Consider the following 20,742-nt stretch of genomic DNA (forward strand, 5'->3'; position numbering starts at 1 on the left):
GTTGGTCGCCGTCAGCGTGTAGGCGATCACCTCGCCTTCGTCCGCCGTGCCGTTGCTGTTCGCATCGCCCAGGTTCGCCGTCTTGGTGAAGCCCAAGCCCGGCGCATTCACCGGCGTGGTGATCGTGCTGCTGCAGCGCGCGGCCAGCGGGCAGCCCGGATCACCGCCGCCGCTCACGGTCGCGGTGTTCTGCACGCTGGGCGCGGCGCCTGCGCCTGGCGTCACCGGAATCACGAAGCTGCTGCTCGCGCCGACCGCAAGCGAAGCCACGGTGCAGGTCACCGTTTGACCCGAAGCCGTGCAGCCCGCGGGCAGCGTGCCGAGCGCGAGGCTCGCCGGAACATCGTCCGTGATCGTGATGGCGACGGTGGTCGCCGCGGTGCCGGTGTTGCTGACCTGCAGCGTGTAGCTGGCCGCCTGACCCACAGTGAAGGGGCTGGGGCTGGCCGACTTGCTGAGGGTCAGCTCAGGCGCGGGGGGCGCTTCCACCGGATCGGAGTCACTCGCGCTGTTGTCGCCCGGATCGGGATCGGTAACGCCGTCGGGCGGACTCACGCTGACTGTGTTCACCACCGTGTCGCCGGCTGCCGCTGTCACGTTCGCGGTCACCTGCAGGGTGACCGTGCCACCAACCGGCAGGGTGGGAATCGCCAGCGTCCCGGCCTCGAGCGCCACGACGTCGGGCGCCGGCGGGCAGCTCGCGCCGCCGCTGCTTCCGCTGCAGATCACCGCCGTCTTCGACAGGCCGGCCACCGCCGGATCGAACACCGTCGCGCCGTCGGCCGCCGACGGCCCGGCATTGCTGATGACGAGGGTCCATGTGGTGCTGCCACCGGCGACGACGCTGCTGGCGCCGTTGCTCTTGGTCACCGAGAGATCGGCGTCGACGGTCAGCGCGACGATCAGGCCGAAATCCTCGCGCGCGGTGCCGCCATCGGTGACGCTGACCGTCGGGTTGTTGGGCGTCGCCGTGCCAAACCCGGTGCCGCTGGGACGCTCGACGTGCACCGTGTAGTTGCCCACCGGCACGTTGACGAAGCTGTAGTCGCCCAGCAGGTCGGTGTAGGTGACGAACAGGATCGCGCCGCCGACCGGGTCGCGAAGTTCGACGCGCACGCCGAGTCGCGAGGTGTCGCCCGGATCCTGGAGGCCGTTCTCGTTCGGGTCGTCGAACACGCGTCCGATGACGTTACCCACCGGGCCAGAGGCCGGCACGAAACCGTTGTTGTCCTGCGCGCTGCCTCCGGTCGGCACCAGCACCGTGTTCGGATTGATGCCGTCATCGCCCACCGTTGGCACCAGGCCCGAAGGCAGGCTGGCGGCCGCAACGCTGACCAGGGTGCTGCCCGCAGGCACGACGCGCTGGTAACGGCCCTCGAAATCGGCATAGGCGATGTAGACCACGCCGTTCGCCGCACGAACGAGCACTTCCGCATCGGGCAGGGGCGTGTCGATGGCCGCGTCGTAGCTGCCATCGCCGTCGATGTCCGCATAGATGACGCCGAACACCAGGCCCTGATCGGACGCCAGCACGGTGACGTCTTCGGCCGGCGTGGCCAGCGGGTCGAAGGGCGTGATCGCAGCACCAGGGGCGGAAACCTCAAGCGGGTTGTCGTAGGTGGCGGGTCCGACATCCGGCCCAACCGTGGCCAGGAAACGGATCTCCAGGGTCTGGCCAGCCGGCACCGCAAAACTGCCCCAACTGGGGAAGGCGCTGCCTGCGCTGGGCGAGGACAAGGGCACCACGTCCACGCCATTGATGCGCACGTGCACGGTGGAGTCGTAGCTGAAACCGCTCGGCAGCGGGTCGGTGACCGTGATGCCGGAAATCGTGCCCGGCGCGGTGTTGCGCACACTGAGCACGTACTCGGCCTGCTCGCCTGCGCTGCGCACCGGCGTGATCGTGCGCTTGTCGACCACGAGGCCGCCCGCCTGCGTGGGCACGCTGTCATTAACGCTCGGCACGCCCGTCGCCGACAGTGAGGCCGCATTGGTGTAGCTGCCGGCGGCCAGCGGGATGGCGTTGATCTGCAGCTGGCCGACTTCGCCCGCTTCCAGCGTGCCGAGGCTGAAACTCAGCGCACCCGCGCTGCCCACCGGCGGCGCGCTGGTCGGCGTCACCGAGGCGGCGGCGTAGACCAGATTCGCCGGCAGGGTGTCAGTGAGCACCACGCTGCTGGCATCGGCATCGCCCTCGTTGGCGTAGACCAGCGCGTATTCGACGCTCGCTGCCACGGGCGCGCCAGCAGCGGCGCTGACGCTGCCATCCAGCGTCACGGTGCGACCGGCGATTGCGCTCACGCGGCGCACGCTGCCGCCGACCTGCACATAGCCACCGACCGAAAGCCGCTGTGCCGAGTCGACGACAATGCTGGTACCGCTGGCAGCCGAACTCAGGATCGCCGCCGGATAGGGCACGCTGGCCGCGCCCTGCTTGTCCAGCGTCAGCAGCGGCGCGCCGACCGCGGTACCGGTGACGCTGTCCTGCACGCTGGCGGCATTCGCCGCCGAGGCGGTCGCGGTGTTGGTGATCGAGGTGTTGCCCTGCGGCAGCGGATAGACCACCCGCGCCTGGAAGCTCAGGGTCGCGGTCGCACCCGCCGCCAGCGAATTGAGGCTGTACACGACCCGGTTGTCGACCGCATCGAAACTGCCGCTGCCGAGGCTGGCGCTCAGGCCGCCGGCATAGGCGGTGTACGCCGGCACGGGATCCACCACCTGCACGCCGCTGGCGTCGCTGGCGCCGGTGTTGCGGAGGACGAGGGTGTAGGTGATGAGATCGCCGGCCGCGTAGGGCCCGGCGGGGCTGGCGGTCTTGTCGAGCTCCAGCCGCGGCTGGCCGCTGATGGTCAGGTTCACGGTGTTGCTGGTGCAGCCGCTCACGGCAGGCGCGGTGCAGTAGGTCGGGTCGGACACCGTGGCCACGTTCTGCAGCGCGTTGGCGCCAGCCGGCACGCCGCTGCTGGCGACACGCATGCGGAAATCGAGGCTGGCCGCCTCACCGGGCAGCAGAGTGCCGACGTTCCACAGCAGGCTGCCGGCGGGGCTCTCGCTGCAGGTGTCGCCCGCAGGCGCTGTGCAGTCGAGGTAGGTGAACCAGGCCTGGTTGGGGAAGTCGTCGCTGACCACCACGCCGCTGGCGGCGGTGCCGCCGGTATTGACCACGGTCAGACGGAAGGTCGCGGTATCACCCGCCAAGAGCAGGCCTGGCGACACCGACTTCGAGAGGTTGAGCGCGGCCGGCGCGCCGCTGCCAGGCACGCCGACCACCGTCGTCGCGGTGTCGACCACGGGCCCGAGGCCGCTCGCGCTGAGGCTGGCGGTATTGATCAGGCTGCCGCTGGCGGATGCGGTCGCGGTGGCATTCACCACCACCGTGCCGAGCCCACCCGCGGCGATGACGCCGGAAGCCTGACCCACACTGTTCACCGGCAGGCTGAACTGCTGGCCGGTGACCGTGGGCGTGGGCACGACGGTGGTGCCGTTCAGCACCACCGAAACCAGGTTGACGCCACTGGGCAAGGTGTCCGTCAGCACCGCACCCGTGGCATTGATGCCGCCGGGGTTCGAGACGTCGATCGTGTACTGCAGCGCCGCGGGCAGGCTGGTCAGGTTGGCCTGATCGACGCGCTTGCTGACGTCGAGCGCAGCCGGCGAGGACGCACTGCAGATCGAGGTCAAGGAGTCGGTATAGGTGCTGGCGCCGTTGAAGAGCTGGGTGCCGTCATAGAACAGCCGCACCAGCTGGCTGGCATTGCCGTTGGCGCCGAAGGTCAGACGCAGGCGCTCGCCCACGGCCAGCGGTGCGGTGCCGGCGGCAAAGGCGGCGGTGTTGAAGGTGAAGACCTGGGGCGAATTGCCCAGCGCCTGATTGAAGCTCGCGATCGGACTTGCGGTGCCGCCGCCGTTCACGCGTTCCACAGTGACCGACACCGTGCGATTGGCGGCCGGGTCGATGAAGATGCGCACGGCCAGAATGCGGTTGGCCAGCTCGACCGGCGAGCTCAGAACAGGCCCGGTGAAGACGGCCGTCTGTCCCGACCACAGATCAACGAAAGTGCCGGTCCTCGATGTCGGTGGCGGCACCACGGCAAGCGTGCTCGTGGCGAAGGAAGCACCCGCCTGTTGGTAGTACACCGCGCTGCAGGCCTGGCCGGTGACGCCGACGGTATCGGTGGCCTGCACCGGCGTCGGGTTGCCCGTCCAGGTCAGACTGGCGCTGTTGGTCGCCGGGTTGGCGAAGGGAAAGGGTGCACCGGCGACGTTGACCGTGATGCTGACGCTGCCACTGCCCCCGGCAGGCACGGTGGCAGCGTTGAAGGTGACGATTCCGTTGGCGTGGCTGCAGGGGCTGAAATGTGTGCTGCCCGCGACCGAACAGCTGGCAAAGCTGAAGCCCTCGGGCAGATCGTCCGTCAGCACCACGCCGCTGGCCGCACCGGTGCCGTAGTTCGCGTAGGTCAGCGTCCAGGTCACGCTGCCACCCGGCGCCACCTGCACGGTCGAACTGCTCTTCTCCAAGGTGAAGGCCGGCACCGGCACATTGACCGCGATGGTGCTGCTGGCCGAGGTGCTGGCGCTGCCGCCACCGGGCGGGGTGGCGCTGAAGCTCGCGGTGTTCTGCAGGCTGGGGCTGGCGTAGTTGGTGTTGACCGTCAGCCGCAGGCGAACCTCGCCGCTGGCGCCGGGCGCCAGGTTGCCGAGCTCCCAGGTGATGTTGGGTGCACTGAAGCCGCAGCTGCTGCCGCCCGAGCAGCCGACATAGGTCGTACCCGCCGGCAGCGGATCGGTGATGCTGGCTGCGGTGAGGCTCACCGCCGAGTCATTCGACCAGCGCAGGCTGTACTCGACGACGGTGCTGCCGTCGGGATTGACCGCGAAGCGGTCGGGGGTCTTGCTGAGCGACAGCCGCGCGGCGTCCACGCCGACGCTGGCCGGAGGGCTGTCGAGCGCGCCGCTGCTGGTCTGCGCCCGCGCCACATTGGTGTAGGTGCCGGCGGTCGGCCCGGCGCGCGCCTGGAAGCTCAACACCACACTGCGCCCGGGCAACACGCTGACGTCGGGGAAGGTCCAGGCCACGGTGCCGGTGGCGCCCGCGCTGGGCTGGGTGGTCGGCACCAGCGCCACGCCGTCATTGGTCAGGCTATCAGTGGCCTCGAACTGGAAGCCTGGCGGCAGGGCATCCTCGATCTGCGCCAGCGTGATCGCGCTGCTGGTGGTGTTGGCGAGCGTCACGGTGAAGCTCACCAGCTCACCGGTGCCGATGCTGGCGGGCGTCGCCGTCTTGCCGAGGCTGGGCGACTCGCCGCAGGCGTTGATCGCCACGTCGACGATGGCGATCTGCTGGCCGGTGACGTCCGGGTTGCCGTACCAGTCTTCCGTCGAGACCGGAGTCTGCGCCGGCTGGTGCAGCGGGAAGTTCGCCTGCACGGTCGGGCTGACCCAAGCGCCATTGATGTAGACCTGGCCCTGGGCATTGCCCGTGGCATAGCTGAAGGTACGGTTGTCGCGCGGCGCCGGGCTCATGCCGAGGTCGACGCGGGCGCGATCGTCCACCGCCTGCACTCCGACCAGATAGGCACCGCGCGGCAGGCCGGTGGCATCCCAATTCGCGTTCCAGGTGTTGAGGCTGCCGGCCTGCAGGCTGGCGGCGGTCGAGATACGGGTCCAGCGGCCGCCGGCCTCGTCGGCCTCGCCGTTGGCGTTGGCGTCGAACCAGTAGAAGAACTCCACCGCCTTGACCGAACTGACGACGGTGCCCCCCTGCAGGGCCAGCGTGTCCTGCACGCGGGCGCTCAGGCGATAGGGGCCCGGACAGGTGTTGGGCGCGGTGGCGGTGACGCTCGAGATGATCGGCTGGGCGTAAGGCTGGTCCTGGTCGAAGGACAGGTAGTCGCCAAACGGGCCGGTGACCGGCGTGCTGGAGGTGTAAGTATTGTTGACCGCGCAATCCTTCTGCGTCGGGTTGTTCAAGCTGTTGGCCGAACAGAACATCATCGAGATCGGCGTAGAGCGCGTGATTTTCGGCCCGTTGAGCGCCGGGTTCGGGCCGGTGGGCGAGGCGTCCAGCATCCGCACCGGGATCTGATAATCGATGAAGTACTCGTTGCAGGCGTTGGTGCTGACCAGTCGCGAGCGCGTGGTGCCGTAGTCCCACACGCTGCGCGGCGCGCTGCCCCAGTCGGTGGTGGGGTTCAAGCTGTTCTGGAAGTTGAGGATGCGCGAGCCGGAGACGAAAGCCGTCGGGTTGTGCGCGATCAGCTTGATGTTGGGATCGTTGAGGTAGTCCAGCGACTGCGTCGGGATGTCGCCCCAGATGCCGGCGATCATGTCGACGGGCTCGGAGGGCGAGCCCGAAGAGCCGTTAAGATGGGCGGCGAGATCGCGGAAGCCGTCGCCATCGATGTCGAAGAACACCGTCCACAGCGCCGAGTTCCAGGGATCGGTGGCGCCGAAGTTGCCGGGGTTGGGGCCCGTGGCGTAGGTGTTGGCGATCTGCTCGACGCGCCAGCGGAACAGGATGACGTCCTGGCTGCCGTCGGGCGCCGCGCCCTGACGCAGGTTGTAGTAGATCGACGGGAACGAGGTGTCGATGCAGGAAGAGGCCACGTTCACGTAGTTCTGCGGCGAGGTGCCGCCGTTCGAGGGATCGCGCACGCGCGGATCGTTGAGCGAGTTCTGGAAGCGGCTGTAGGGCTTCCAGTCCCCACAGGTCAGACCGCAGTCGGCCGGGTTTGCCGGCTCGTTGGGCCAGGGCACCGGCGCGAAATGGACCGGGCCACCCGGCTCATTGGCCGGTCCCCAGGCGGGCGGGAACGGGTCGGCCCCAGCCAGCCCCGGCAATCCCAGCGCCATCGCGACGCCAACCAGCCACGGGGAGACGGAACTCCGCCGCGAGGAGCTCGAAGGTTCCGCCCTCGTAAGGGCGGGGAGACGGAGGCAAGTGACTGGGGCCATGGACATTCCTGACGGGACGGCGACGAATGGCCATCCCCTGGGAACGGCCATGCGGCCGCTGTGCAAGTCGCGTTCCGAGGGTCGAAAGACGCGCGCCCACTCCTCGACTCGGCTGCGGGCCGGATGACGCCGGCGCTCCGTTTGGGTGGCGATTCGCTGGCGCCGAGCCTCCCTGCCGGCCGAACGGCCTCTGGCCCTGATTCGTCTCAGCGCGGCCCGGCGTGCTGGGCCTGCGCCCGCAATGCCGGCTGCGCCTGCAGCAGCAGATGAAAGATCACGTTCTGCTCCATCACGCCGCGCACGGCCTCGGCACCAGGGCCGATGGCGTAGACGCCCACGTCCTCGCCGCCGTGCGTCTCGCTCTTCAGCGCCCACAGGCTGGGCTGCAGGAAATCGGGATCGCTGGTGTCGACGTTCTCCAGATCCGGACGCACGTCACGCGCCTCGAAGCGCGCAGGCTCGTGCGGCTGGCGCTTCACCCCTTCCGGCTGCAGGTCGCTGGCCGCGGCATAGCCGGGCCCGTTGAGGTAGCCCAGCGTGGTGAACACGCGGCCGGTCATGTCGCGCTTCAACACGACATCATCGCTGCCGGTGCGGTCGGTGACCTTGCCGAGGATCGGATTGCCGCGGTGGCTGTAGCCGGCAAAGCTGAGCACGTGGCTGTGGTCGGCGGTGACCAGGATCAGCGTGTCCTCGATCGAGGTCGCAGCGCGCGCAGCAGCCACCGCCTCGGACAAGGCAATGGTGTCGGTCAGCGCGCGATAGGCGTTGTTGGCGTGATGGGCATGATCGATGCGACCGGCTTCCACCACCAGCAGGAAGCCCTGCTCGCTGCGCTGCAGTCGGGTGATTGCCGCTGCCACCATTTCTGCCAGGCTGGGCTCACCGGCCACATCGGTGGGGCGATCGTGTTCGTATTGCATGTGCCCCGGCTGGAACAGCGCGAAGACCTTGTCGGCCGTGGCGAAGTCGATCGCCTCGAAGCCCGCGCGATTCCAAGCATAGTGCCCCTGCGGATGACGCCTCTGCCATTCGGCTACGAGGTCGCGACCGTCCTCGCGCAGCCCACGGGTATCCGGGTACTCCGGGTCGCTCGCCGTCGCCGGCAGGAACATCTGGCGACCGCCGCCCATCACCACCTCGATGCCGTCGCCATGATCGAACTCGATCAGCTGGCGCGCGATGTCCGCGCAGGCGGTACGGTCCGCGGCCGGCACCAGGGCATCGGCCTCCCAATCGCGGTGCGGTGTATGCGCATAGGTCGCCGCCGGCGTGGCGTGGGTCACGCGGGTGGTGGTGACCACCCCCGTGGCGAGTCCGGCGGCTTCCGCGAGCTGCAACAGGCTGGGCAGCTCCGCGCCCCGCGCCGAAGCGCAGTCGCCGTAGCGCGCCGAGCCGTCCAGGCCAATCACACCGGCGCGCGTCTTCACGCCGCTCATCATGGCGCTCATGGTGCCGGCCGAGTCCGGGGTCTGCAGGTCGGTGTTGTAGGTCTTGCTGTAGCCAGTGTGGGGAAAGGCCTCGAAGCCCAGCAGGTTCTCCTCGCCGGTGGCACCGCGGCGCTGGCCGTCGAGGATGCGTGCCGCGGCCACCGTGGTCGGACCCATGCCGTCGCCGACGAACAGGATCAGGTTGCGCGCCGACGCCTGCCCCGCCCCGCGCGCAGCCGCCGCAGCCGCACCCGACTCGAACCAGGCTCGTGGCGACTCGTCATGGGCCGACAGCCGGAGCTCGGGCGAAGGCGTGGTCGGGGACGCACCAGGCGCCAGCGCGGTATGCGCGCAGCCGGCGAGGCCGGCCAAGGCCAATGCGGTCAGCAGCGCAAATCGCGGCGTGAGGGAGAAGAGGTCGGACATGTGAGTGACGGTCAGCGAGGGAGGCGCGAAGTGTAGTAGGCGGTCGTGTATCCGGAACCTTGACAGCCCCTTCCGGCGCCGGAGCGAAGCCTGCAAGCGATTGCCGCCGCCATCGGTCCCGGGCGGATTCGAGCCACGAAAATCTGCAGATAGCGGCCAACTTCGGCGACCATGCAGGCAAATGTTCCCGAATGGTCCCAAGAAGTGATCGACAAATCCGCCGCAAGTGGCGCCAACTGAAAGCCCAACCGCCGCCAATCCACGAGGTGCCCCATGCGCGTTTTCGTCTTCGGCCTGATCACTGCCGGCAGCTTCATGATGCTTTCCGCCGACACCCGCGGCGTCGACCTGCCCTCCGCCGAGTGGTGCAGCACGGGCACCCTGGTGCCGGTTGCGGAGTTCCACTTCTACCCCGAGGCCTTCGAGGGCCTGCGCGCTCCCGGCTTCAAGATGGTGGGCCAGTTCGACGACGACTACGACACCAACCCCCGCGAGGACGGCGACGAGGAGGAGGAGGAGCGACTCAACTCGATCGCCCCACCCACCTCACAGCTGAAGATGGTCGGCCAGTTCGACGACGACTACGACACCAACCCCCGCGAGGACGGCGACGAGGAGGCGGAGGAGCGGCTCAACTCGATCGCTCCACCCGCCTCACAGCTGAAGATGGTCGGCCAGTTCGACGACGACTACGACACCAACCCGCGCGAAGACGGCGACGAGGAGGCGGAGGAGCGGCTCGACTCGATCGCCCCGGGCGCCTCGCAGCTGAAGATGGTCGGCGAGTTCGACGACGACTACGACACCAACCCCCGCGAGGACGGCGAAGAGGAAGCCGAACAGGTTCGCACTGCCCTGGCCATGGCCAGCACCCACTGCGAGCAGTTCACCCTGAGCAAGCGCGGCGGTGGCGATCGCGGCCAGGTCATTGCGGTCGCGGAGTGGCCGCAGAGCCTCATCAAGTCCGATGCGGGCCGTTACAGCCTGAGCCAGGGCGCCGCCGGGGTGTGTCTACGCTGCCAGTAAGCGCAACCCGCTGCCGGCGGCACACTTCAGCGACTGCACAGGGTCGCCGCCAGACCGCTGCCCCCGAGCCGAGCTCGGGGGCAGCCTGTTTTTGGACGCCGGCCGTGAACTGAACGGCCCCAACCTTGGCCACACCTCGGTCCGCCAAATCTGGGCTCAAGGCCGCTTGCGGGTCCAGTTCAGCACCGACTCGATCAGGCCTTCCATCTGCTGACGCTGCTCCGGCGTCAGCTCCAGTTCGGCAAGCACGAAATAGGCCGTGCGCAGCACCTCGCGCCAGCGCGGCTTCTCGGGCAGGGTATCGAGGCTGAGGTAGCGGTCCATGGCGCGCACGCGCAGCCGCCCTTCATCGATGGTGATGCGCCAGACGCCGCTGCGCTCGGCCAGATCGATGCGCGTCTTGCGGGTCAGGCGCTCCCACAGGTCCAGGCTCAGCTGCATGAGTTGGACCAGCAGCGCACGGAAGCGCTGCTGGGGGTCCAAGGCTCCGGCGACCAGATACTCCTCGACGTCTTCCTCGACGCCAGCATCTCCCGCGGCTCCCAACGCGAGCACATCCGCGCTCACCGACGCCGCTGGACGCGGTCGCAGCAGGAGCACGCCCAACTCCTCTTCCAGCGACAGCCGCTGCAGGCTGAAGCACAGCCCCTCGGGCAGCCCCTCGCCAAGGCTGTGCTCATCGAGCTCGATCTGCGAGGCATCGGTGAGCGAGGCCTGCTCGACCTGTGACTGCACCGTCGCGGCCGCGGACTCGCCAATCACGCTGGAAAGCGCACTGCCGCGAACGCCGTCGACACGCAGGCCCAGAAGCTCGGCGGCCGCACGGGTCACCGCGCGGATCTGTCCGCTGGCATCGAACACCAGCGCCGGACTGCCTTCGCGATCCAGCAGCCACTCCATCGAACGCAGGTCGGCGCGCAGCGCATCCGCGGCGCGGCGCGCCTCGGCGATGCGCTGCTCCAGGCGCTGGCGCTCCTCGCGCGCCTGCAGCCTCTGCAGGTACAGACGCCGCTGGAAAAACAGCACGAGCCCAGCGACCACCAGCAGGGCCCCCGCCCCCAGCACCAGGGTCTGTGCCCTGCGGCGCTCGATCTCCGAGGTCTGCAGCGCGTTCTCGCGCTGCAGACGATCACGTTCGGCCTCGGCCAGAGTAAGGTCCAGGCGCACACGCAAGGCATCCAGGCGCTGGCTGTGGCGGGCCTCGTCCAAGGCACGCTGGAGGCGCAGATGCTCGCGCAGATGCTGAAGCGCATCGCCCGACCGCCCCATGCGCTCGGCCAGCTCGGCCAGCAGTGCCTGCGCCTCTGGCGCCAACGCCGGCTCAACCTCGACATCGACCTGCGCGACGCGCTTCAGCTCGGCATAAGCCCTTGCGACCTGCTCCGGCGTCTGTGCCAAACGCGCCTCGATCACTTCGGCCGCAAGCAATTCGGAACGCCCAAGTTTGGCCGCTGCTTCGCGCGCCCGATCCAACCAGACGCCGGTCATTTGCGGCTCGTGCTCCGCTTCGATGCGCGCTCGCCTCAAGGCCAATCGCATCCGTTCACGCTGGGCATTGGCGGCCTCGTACAGCGACCAGGCTTCATCGAGACTGTCGCGCGCCAGGTCCACGCTTCCAGCCTTGGCCTCAAGCAACGCGAGTTCCTCCAGGGTGCCGCCGATCAGCTGTGGCGAACCCGAATCGCGGTGCATGGCGAGCGCCCGCTCCAGCATGTCGATCGCACGCCGGGTATCGCCCAGTTCGCCGTAGAGTCCGCCAATGTTGGACAGTGTGCTGGCGATATCGCGATCGCCCAGTTCCTGCTTGGCCTCAAGGCTTGACTGCAGGTGTCCCAGCGCGGCTCCGTAGTCGCCCATCTGCCAGTACACCACGCCGACATCGTTCTCGCTCACCGCAATCGCGGCGGTGTCGCGCAGCGAGCGTGCGATTGCCAGCGCTTCCAGGAAGCTCCCGAGCGCGGAGGCCAGTTCGCCGCGCGCGTACGCCAACTGACCGCGGCGACGCGCGATGCGCTGCGAGGCCGAAGGGTCACCCACCTCGCCGAGCAGCAGGGCGGCGCGATCCAGCGCCATCTGCGCGCGCTCGACCTGACCGCTCAAGGTGGCGATCTGGGAAGCGTGCATCAGCGCCTCGAAAGCGTCGTCAAACCTGTCCTGCGCACGCAGGGACTCAGCGGCGCTCTCGCACAGCTGCAGCGCCTCGCGCGGTCGATCCTTTCGCGACTGCCGGCATTGCTCCAGAACCGACTCGCTGGACGGCGGCGCCGGCTGCGCAGACACCGTGCAGGCCACCAACAGGCCCGTGACCAACCAGCCGATGCAACGCCCCTTCGTTGCCTCGCCTTGCCTGCCAGATCGCACTACTCTTCCCCCGTTGCACCGTTCCATCGGACGCCGAACTTTCGCATATCGTCCTATCCCGCGGGCGAAAGGTGCTCTTGCGGCGCGTCAATTTTTGCGAGCGAATCCCATGCCAGAACTGCTGACTGCCCGCCTGCAGCTGCGTCCGCCGCGGGCCGAGGACTTCGAGGGCTGGGCCCGCCTGATGGCTGACCCGGAAGCCGCCCGGTTCATCGGCGGCGTGCAGCCGCGCGCTGCCGCCTGGCGCGGATTCCTGACCATGGTGGGCGCCTGGCAGATCCGGGGCTTCGGCATGTTTTCGGTCATCGAGCGTGCCAGCGGGCAGTGGATCGGGCGGATCGGCCCCTGGCAGCCCGAGGGCTGGCCGGGCAGCGAAGTCGGCTGGGGCCTGCTCAGCGAATGGCAGGGCCGGGGCTTCGCCCACGAAGCGGCGGTCGCCAGCATCGGCTGGGCCTTTGACCAGCTCGGCTGGACCGAGGTCATCCACGCGATCGACCCGGCCAACCGGCCCTCGCAGCGGCTGGCGGAGCGTTTGGGCTCCCGCCTGCGCGGACCCGGCCGCCTGCCGCCGCCCTTCGAAGCGCTGCCCATTGAAATCTGGGGCCAAACGCGCGCGCAGTGGTGCGAGCGTCACGGCGCTTGATTCCCCTCAAGGCGCAGGCCCCGACCGTTTCGCAAGATATCGCGCCACCTTCAGCGTGCTTGACGGAGCCGTCGCCATGGCCACTCGAATCCTGGTGCTGCAGGGCCATCCCGACCCGGACCCCGGCCGCTTCGGCCGCGCACTGAGCGCGGCCTACGCGGACGCGGCGCAGTCCGCCGGCCACGAAGTCCGCAGCGTCGATCTGGGTGGTCTCGATGTGCCGCTGCTGCGTACCGCAGGCGAGTGGGAGCAGGGAGAGGTTCCGGAGAACCTTCGCCCCCTGCAGCAGGGGCTGCTCTGGTGCCAGCACCTGTTGCTCTGCTATCCGATGTGGCTGGGCGATCTGCCTGCGCACACCAAGGCCGCGCTCGAACAGGTGCTGCGCCCGGGCATCACCGCGCCGGGCGGCGATCGCGGTCCCGGCGAGTTCAAGCCGCTGCAAGGTCGCAGCGCACATGTGGTGGTGACCATGGGCATGCCGGGTTTCGTCTACCGCTGGTTCTACCGCGCCCACAGCTTGAAGAGCCTCGAACGCAATGTGCTGCGCTTCGTCGGCTTCGGTCCGGTTCGACATACGCTGGTCGGCTTGGTCGCGAGCCCCTCGCCGAAGATGCATGCGCGCTGGCTGGAGCGGATGCGCCGGGCCGGCACTGAGGCGCGCTGAGGCCGAATTCCGAGCAGCGCTTCGCGCCGGCCGGAGCCCCGCTTGCTACCCTTCGCTCCCCAACGGCGCGCCGGGCGCGCCTCCTCGGACTTCCCACCCATGAAAATCGTCATCCTCGGCGGCACCGGCTTCGTCGGTAGCCACCTCGTCGCACGCCTTTCCACCCTCGGCCACTCGGTCGATGTGCTGAGCCGCAATGCCGCGGCGAAACCCCAGCTCGGCGTGCTGCCACGCGTGCGCGTGCGCGCCGTCGACCCCTATGACAGCGCCTCGCTCGCCGCTGCCGTCAAGGGCGCCGATGCGGTCATCAACCTGGTCGGCATCCTCAACGAGACGGGCTTCGGCGGTGCCGGATTCAAGCGCGCGCATGTCGAACTGACCCGTTGCGTGATCGACGCCTGCAAAGCCGCCGGTGTACGTCGCCTGCTGCAGATGAGCGCGCTCAACGCCGGCCGTGGCGAAAGCCATTACCTGAAGACGCGCGGCGAAGCCGAAGCCGCGGTCAAGGCCTCGGGCCTCGACTGGACGATCTACCAGCCCTCGGTGATCTTCGGTCCCGGCGACGGCCTGTTCAGCCGCTTCAAGTTCCTGCTGTCGTTCTCGCCGGTGCTGCCGCTGGCCCGCGCCAGCGCCAAGTTCGCGCCGGTCTATGTCGGCGATGTGGTCGCCGCGATGGTAAGGACGCTCGATGACCCAAGCGCGTTCCAGCAGACCTACGAGCTCTACGGCCCCGAGGTGCTGAGTCTCGCCGATATCGTGCGCTACACCGCGCGCGGCATGCACCTGAAGCGGCTGGTGATTCCGCTGCCCGACCTGCTCGGACGTCTGCAGGCGCTGGCCATGGACTTCGTGCCCGGCAAGCCCTTCTCCACCGACAACTTCCTCTCATTGAAGACGGATTCGGTTGGCGGTGTCGACGGCCTGTACCGGCTCAAGATCGAGAAGACCCCGATTGAAGCGGTGATCCCGCAGATTCTGTTCCCACTGGGCAAGCAGTCCCGTCTCGACCGCTATCGCGCCGACTCCGGGCGGCCCTGAACCCTCCCACAGCCGTCGGGAGCACGCCGGCCTCGTTCTGTCGGGATCCGTGCCGTGGAGCGCTCCCGTTGGCGCAGGCCGCATAGCCAGACAGGCCGCTCACGCGGCCCATGCCAGCCAAAGCAAAGGGCCCGCTTGCGCGGGCCCTTTGGGTTTCCAGCGAGGGCGCTGCCTTACTGGCCGACCGCCACCTGGGCCTCAAGCTGCGGGCCGGTGTTGACGTAGTCGAGGTGGACGCGGTCGCCCGGCCACAGCTCGATCCAGCGGCTGCGGGCCCAGGGCTGCGCCTGCGTCTTCTGCAGCAGGCGCACTTCCACCAGTCCGTGCACTTCGCGGGCCTGCAGCCGCAGGGCCTTGCCTTCGCCCACGTAGTAGCCGATGTCCACCGGCTCGGCACCGCGCAGCTTCGACTCCACCGCCGCGCCGTCCATGCTCAGGCTGTCCAGCGCCTTCAGCAGGCCACCGGGCACCGCCGCGCTCTCGAAGCCATCGCTGAACAGGGCGACGCGCAGGTCCAGCGTGCTGACGTTGTTGCCCGGGTTGGTGTCGATCACGCCCGCCGCCGGCTGCACGCTGGCGCTGTTCACCACCGTGCTCGCGTTCGGGTCGACCAGGGTCGCGGTGATTTCGATCACCACGCTGCCGCCCGCCGCCACGTTCACCGTGGTGTTGATGTCGCCGGTGCCGCTGGCCGCAGCGCAGCTGCTGCCCACGCTCGCCGCGCAGGTCCAGGTGGCGCCCGTCACCGCCGCCGGCAGCGAGTCGAGCACGGTGGCGGCGGTCGCCGCTCCGGGGCCGGTGTTGCCGATCGCCAGGTTCCACTGGATCAGCCCACCGGCCAGATAGCGGCCGGTCTTCAGCATCGACAGGTCGACCTGTGCTGCGGTCACCGTGAAGCTGCGGCTGACCGGGGTCGCCGGCAGGTAGTTGCCGTTGCCGGCCTGGGTGGCTTCGACCACGCAGCTGCCCGGGCCCACCGGGGTCACCGTGCCGGCACCGCTGTCGACGGTGCAGACGCTGGCGCTGCTCGGGGTGCCGAAGCTCACGCTGAGCCCGCTGTCCGCCGTGGCGTTCAGCGTGATCGCGCCGCTGCCGGCCACCGCATCGGCGATCGCCGCAAAGGTGATCGTCTGGCTGGCGCGGTCGATCTGCACGCTCTGGGTCTCCTGCGGGGCGGCATTGAAGCTGCCGTCACCCGCCTGGTCGGCGGTCACCACGCAGGTGCCGGCGGCGAGGATCGTCAGGCTGGCCGTGCTCGGGCCGGTGCCGCTGATCGTGCACACCTCGGGGCTGCGGGTGCCGAAGCTCACCGGCAGGCCGCTGCTGGCGGTCGCGCTGACCTGTGCCACCGGGCCGCCAAAGCTCAGCGGGCCGGGGTTCGGGCCAAAGGTGATCGTCTGGCTGCCGTTGCCGATCACGAGCGTCTGCGTCGCTTCCGCCGCGGCGGCGTAGTTGGCGTTGCCGGCCTGGTTGGCGGTGACGATGCAGCTGCCCACCGCCAGCGGCGTGACCTGGGTGCCGACCACGCTGCACACGCTCGGCGTGCTGCTGCCGAACACCACCGGGTTGCCGGAGGCACCACCGGTGGCACTCAGGGTGCCGGCCGGGCCGTTGAACACCAGGCTCGGGGCCGGGCCGAAGACGATCGTCTGGCTGGCCTGGGCGACCTCGATCGTCTGCGTCACTTCCGCCGCCGCGCTGTAGTTGGCGCTGCCGGCCTGGTTGGCGGCGACGATGCAGGCGCCGGCCGCGAGCGGGCTGACCTGGTCGCCGACCACGCTGCACACGCTCGGCGTGGTGCTGCTGAACACGATCGGGTTGCCGGAGGCCCCACCGGTCGCGCTCAGCGTGCCGGCCGGGCCGTCGAAGACCAGGCTGGGGGCGGTACCGAACACGATCGTCTGGCTCGCCGGGTTGATGAGCAGGCTGAGCGGCGCGGGCGTATTGCTGCCGGCGTCGTCGCTGTCTCCGGCGTAGCTGGCGCTGACGCTCCACGTGCCGGCGCCGAGACCGGCCAGGCTGCAGCTGCTGGCTCCGCCGACCACGGCGGCGCTGCAGCTCACGCTGGTCTGGCCGGCGGCGCTGGCGGTCACGCTCACCAGGCCGTCGTTCGGCGCGGTGCCGCCGCTCAGCTCGGTGGCGATGCTGACCAGATCACCAAAGGTCGCGCTCACCGGGTTGCCGGCCGCGAACACCAGGGTGGTCGGGGTGCCGGCCACGCTGTGCGCAAACGCTGCCGAGCTGGCCGCGGCGTGCAGGGCGTCGCCGGCGTAGCTGGCGCTGAGGCTGCGGTTGCCGCCGGTCGTGAAGCTGATCGCGCATTGACCCGCCGCGATCGTGCCCACGCAGCTCTCGCCGGTGCTGGCGGTGAGGGTGATGTTGCCGGTCGGGGTGGTGCCCGGGGCGGTGCTGAAGCTGTAGCTGAACACCACCGACTCGGCGATCGCCGACGGGTTCACCGAGCTGCCGGTGATCGCCAGCGTCACCGCCTTGCGGCTCACCTCGAAGGTCTTCTCGTCGAAGCTCACCAGGTAGTCGTCGTTGCCGTTGTACTGCGCGCGCAGCACGCGGCTGCCCACCGGCAGGGTGCTGGTGCTGAACACCGCCTGCCCGCTCGGCGACAGCGGGGCCTCGCCGATCGAGGCACCGTCCACCAGGAAGGTCACCATGCCCTGCGGCTGGCCCACGCCCGGGGCGTTGCGGTCGACCTGGGCCGACAGCGTCACCGTCGTCCCGAACGGACCACCGGCCGCCGGATCCACCGTCAGCGCGGTCACCGTCGGCGTGCGGGTCACGCTCACCGGGGTCGCCGAGCTGGCGCTGCTGGCGGCGTCGTCGACGTCGCTGCCGCCGGCGTTGTAGGTCGCGGCAAAGCTCCACACGCCGGCGCGGGCCAGGGCGATGGCGCAGCTGCCGGCCGCGGCCGGGGCCGAGCAGGTCGCGGTGTTGCTGCCGCTGCTCGCGGTCACCAGCACCGTGCCGGTGTTGCCGGCAAAGCCGCCGCTCACCGTGTAGCTCACCGTGCTCGACTGGCCCGCCAGCAGGCTGGTCGGGCTGACGCCGGTGATCGCCAGCGTGGTCGCCGCCGGGCTGACCGTCAGCGGCACGCTGGTGCTGGCCGGTGCGTAGTTGGCGTCGCCGCTGTAGGCGAAGTCCAGCGGGGCGCTGCCGATGCTGCCGAAGCTCGCCTCGCAGCTGGTCGCCGGCAGGGTGATCGTGCACACCGGGCTGCCGCTGCGGCTCACCGTGATCGTGCCGGTCGCCGGCGTGCCGCCGACGGTCTGCACGCTGGCGCTGATCGTCACCGGCTGGCCGGCCTCCGGCGTGGTGTCGCTGACGCCCACATCCAGCCCGCCCTCGGCCGGCTGCACGGTCAGGCCCACCAGCACATCGGTGGCGCCGATGCTGTCATCGCCGTCGCTGCCGCTGGCGTTGTAGGTCGCCGTCACCGTGTAGCTGCCGGCGGTGGCGAAGCTCAGCACGCAGCTGCCGGCGCTGGCCGCCAGCCCGCTGCAGCCCGGACCGGCGCCGCCGCTCGAGCTGGTGCTGATGTCGACCAGACCGTCGTTGCCGCCGAAGCCGCCGGCCACGCTGAAGCTCACCGTGGTCGACTGGCCCACGCGCGGGCTGGCCGGCAGCACGCTGTCGAGGCTGATCGTCGCCAGCGCGCGCTCGACGCTGTGGAGGATCGTGCCGGCTGGACCCGCGATCGACTGGGTGTTGCCGTCCGCCGAGGTGTAGCTGGCGCTCAGGCTGTAGCTGCCGACCTCGGTGAAAGTGAAACCGCAGCTGCCGGCGCCGCCGGCCAGGGCGGCGATGTCGCAGACCTGGGTCGCGAGGGACGGTGCCGGGCCGGTGGCGGTGATCTGCACGCTGCCCTCGGCGCTGCCGGTGGCCGGCGCCAGGCGGCTGACCAGGGCATTCACGCTCACCGCCTGGCCGACCACGCTGCTGCCGCCGCTCGACAGGCTCAGGCTCGCGCTGGCCGCACTGACAGTCACGCTGTCGGTATCGCTGCCCGGGCCCTCGTTGCCGTCGCCGGCGTAGTCGAGGCTCAGGCCGTAGACACCGGCATCGGCCAGGCCCGCCACCAGGCTGCAGCTGCCGGTGCCGGTGTTGGCATCGAACAGCAGGCCCGGGCAGGCGAAGGCATCGCCATTGCCGGTATCGGCCGGGGTCGGGTCGATCAGGACGCTGACCGCGCCGCTGTACGGCGCCACGCCGCCGCTCAGGCTGAAGCCGATCGCGATCGCCTCACCCACCACCGGGGCGGCCGGGCTGATCGTGTCGATGCGGGCCGTGGTGGTGGCGGCATCCACCGTCACCGACGCGCTGTCGCTGTCGCCATTGAAGTTGTCGTCGCCGGCATAGCTCGCACTCAGCGTGCGGGCGCCGGTCACGGTCAGGCTGAGGTCACAGCTGCCGCCGGTCGCCGGCACCGTGCAGCCGCTCTCGCTGCCGTCGGTGCTCACCGTGATCGTGCCGGTCGGCGGGCTCACCGTGCCGGTGGTGCCCACCGTCACCGTCGCCGTCAGCGTCGAGCCCGCGCTCACCGGATCCGGGCCCAGGCTCAGACCCACCGTCGGCGTCTGCTTGGCCACGGTGAAACTGGAAGTGGCGGTGCTGCTGGCATCGTCCACATCCGCGCCGTCGCCGTTGTAGATCGCCTCGACGCTGTAGCTGCCGGCCGCAGGCGGCAGGTAGCTGCAGCTGCCGGCGCTGGCGGTGAGGGCGACGTTGTCGCAGACCAGGCTGCCGTTGATGCTGACGTCCACGGTGCCGGTGTTGCCGTTGCGGCCGCCGGCGACGGTCAGCGCCAGGCTGACGTTGTCGCCATAGGTCGGGCTGACCGCGCCAATGCTCAGCGTGGTCGCAAGCCCCTGCACGCTCTGGCTGATCTCAGCACTCGGCGTGGTGACATCGCTGAAGTTGCCGTCGCTGTTGTCATAGGTCGTGCTCACCGCATAGCTGCCCGCCGCCGGCAGGCTGAGCGCGCAGGACGCACTGCTGCTGCCGGGCACGGTCTCGACCAGGGCGGCGGTGGTGCAGCTCACCGACGTGGCCAGCGGGGCCGGGCCGACGGCCGTGATGGTCAGCGTGCCGGTCGGGGTTGCCAGCGAGGGCGCCACGGCCGAGGCCGTGCCGGTAAAGCTCACGCTGTCACCCGCATCGCTCGGATTCGTGGCGCTGCTCAGCGACAGGCTGACATCGGCGCGGCCGATCGTGTGCGTCTCGCTCGGATCCACGCTGGTATCGAAATCGGCGTTCTCGATGAACACCGCCTTGAAGGCGCGGAAGGGCGAGCTGCTGCCGCTGTAGAAGCCCTGCGAGAGGTTGGCGGGCGCTGCCAGGGTGGCGGTGCCGTCCAGACCGATCGTCACCGTGCCGTAGGACACGCCCAGGTGGTTGAAGAACTCCACCTGGCCGGTCGGCACGATGCCGGTGCTGCTGGTCACCGTCGCGGTCAGATCGAAGGGCTGGCCGAACACGCTCGGGTCAGGGTTCGACACCAGCACCACGCTGGTGCTGGCGCGACCCACCGGATGCGTCACCGCCGCCGAGCTCGAAGCCGCGTCGTTGTCGTCACCCGCGTACTCCGCCACCACGCTCCAGCTGCCGGCGCGCACGAAGCCCGCCGCACCTTCGATCACGCAGCTGCCCACGCCGGTCGCCGGGTCCACGCTCACCGGGCCGCAGCTCGCGCTCGCCGCCGGGCTCGCCAGCGTCGCCGTCACCGTCACCGTGCCGTCGTAGGTCTGATGACCGCCGTCGACATCGAAGGCCACCGTCACCGGCGCGCCCGCCGGCGTCTGCGCCGACAGATCGCTGGTGATGGCGATCGTGCTGTCACGCTTTTCGATGCTGATGCTGTCGGCGCCCGAAGAGCTCGTCGCGTAGTTGTCGTCGCCCGCATAGCGCGCCACCAGCTCCACCGTCTGCGGCAGGTCGTAGCTCAGATCGCAGCTCGTGGCCGGCAGCGTGATCGTGCAGACCGCGCTCAGCCCATCGCAGCTCGGTGCCGAGCTCGGGCAGACGAAGACCTCGCCGCCGAGCGGCGTGGTCGCCGCGCCGCCGACCGCGCTCACGCCCACCGTCCAGGTCACCGTCTGGCCCGCCTGCTGGTCGTCCGCCGGCGTCGATGCCAGCGTGGTCGCCGTCGCACGCTTGGCGATGCCGAGCGTCTCGCTGTCCTCGCT

The 20,742-nt window shown here is 69.8% G+C and carries 8 protein-coding genes; 4 read left to right on the forward strand and 4 right to left on the reverse strand.

The window, feature by feature from the left end; translation table 11 throughout:
- Together BLP83_RS17690 and BLP83_RS17695 are read right to left on the reverse strand one after the other, a co-directional pair.
- Window positions 1–6,855: SdrD B-like domain-containing protein (locus tag BLP83_RS17690; RefSeq protein WP_143006775.1), on the reverse strand; the 6,855-nt coding region annotated here is incomplete at its 3' end.
- A 308-nt stretch (window positions 6,856–7,163) separates the two neighbouring features.
- Window positions 7,164–8,813 (reverse strand): alkaline phosphatase, encoded by a 1,650-nt coding sequence (locus tag BLP83_RS17695; protein WP_091246094.1) that lies wholly within the window; start codon window positions 8,811–8,813, stop codon window positions 7,164–7,166.
- Window positions 8,814–9,086: 273 nt separating this feature from the next.
- Here BLP83_RS17695 and BLP83_RS17700 point away from each other — a divergent pair, with 273 nt between their 5' ends.
- A complete protein-coding gene (locus BLP83_RS17700) occupies window positions 9,087–9,839 on the forward strand; it encodes a hypothetical protein (RefSeq protein ID WP_091246097.1) in 753 nt (250 codons plus the stop codon).
- A 156-nt stretch (window positions 9,840–9,995) separates the two neighbouring features.
- On the opposite strand, the gene BLP83_RS17705 is transcribed toward BLP83_RS17700, so the two are convergent.
- Window positions 9,996–11,963 carry a tetratricopeptide repeat protein gene (locus tag BLP83_RS17705; protein ID WP_176764280.1) on the reverse strand — a complete coding sequence of 656 codons (1,968 nt, stop codon included), beginning with the start codon at window positions 11,961–11,963 and terminating at the stop codon, window positions 9,996–9,998.
- A gap of 346 nt (window positions 11,964–12,309) precedes the next feature.
- On the opposite strand from BLP83_RS17705, the gene BLP83_RS17710 reads away from it, so the two are divergent.
- From BLP83_RS17710 to BLP83_RS17720, 3 genes are all read left to right on the forward strand, one after another.
- The gene (locus tag BLP83_RS17710) at window positions 12,310–12,843 is read left to right on the forward strand and encodes a GNAT family N-acetyltransferase (RefSeq protein WP_091246102.1); all 534 of its coding nucleotides are present in this window, start codon (window positions 12,310–12,312) and stop codon (window positions 12,841–12,843) included.
- Between the two features lie 76 nt (window positions 12,844–12,919).
- Window positions 12,920–13,507: an NAD(P)H-dependent oxidoreductase gene (locus BLP83_RS17715; RefSeq protein ID WP_091246105.1), complete on the forward strand. Its 588-nt coding sequence runs from the start codon at window positions 12,920–12,922 to the stop codon at window positions 13,505–13,507.
- A gap of 99 nt (window positions 13,508–13,606) precedes the next feature.
- Window positions 13,607–14,545 carry a complex I NDUFA9 subunit family protein gene (locus BLP83_RS17720; RefSeq protein WP_091246109.1) on the forward strand — a complete coding sequence of 313 codons (939 nt, stop codon included), beginning with the start codon at window positions 13,607–13,609 and terminating at the stop codon, window positions 14,543–14,545.
- A gap of 173 nt (window positions 14,546–14,718) precedes the next feature.
- Here BLP83_RS17720 and BLP83_RS17725 read toward each other — a convergent pair.
- Window positions 14,719–20,742, reverse strand: a 6,024-nt coding sequence (locus BLP83_RS17725; protein ID WP_091246114.1) for a beta strand repeat-containing protein, incomplete at its 5' end; no start/stop codon positions are given.

It is taken from the genome of Aquimonas voraii (assembly GCF_900101825.1).
Lineage (GTDB): Bacteria > Pseudomonadota > Gammaproteobacteria > Xanthomonadales > Xanthomonadaceae > Aquimonas > Aquimonas voraii.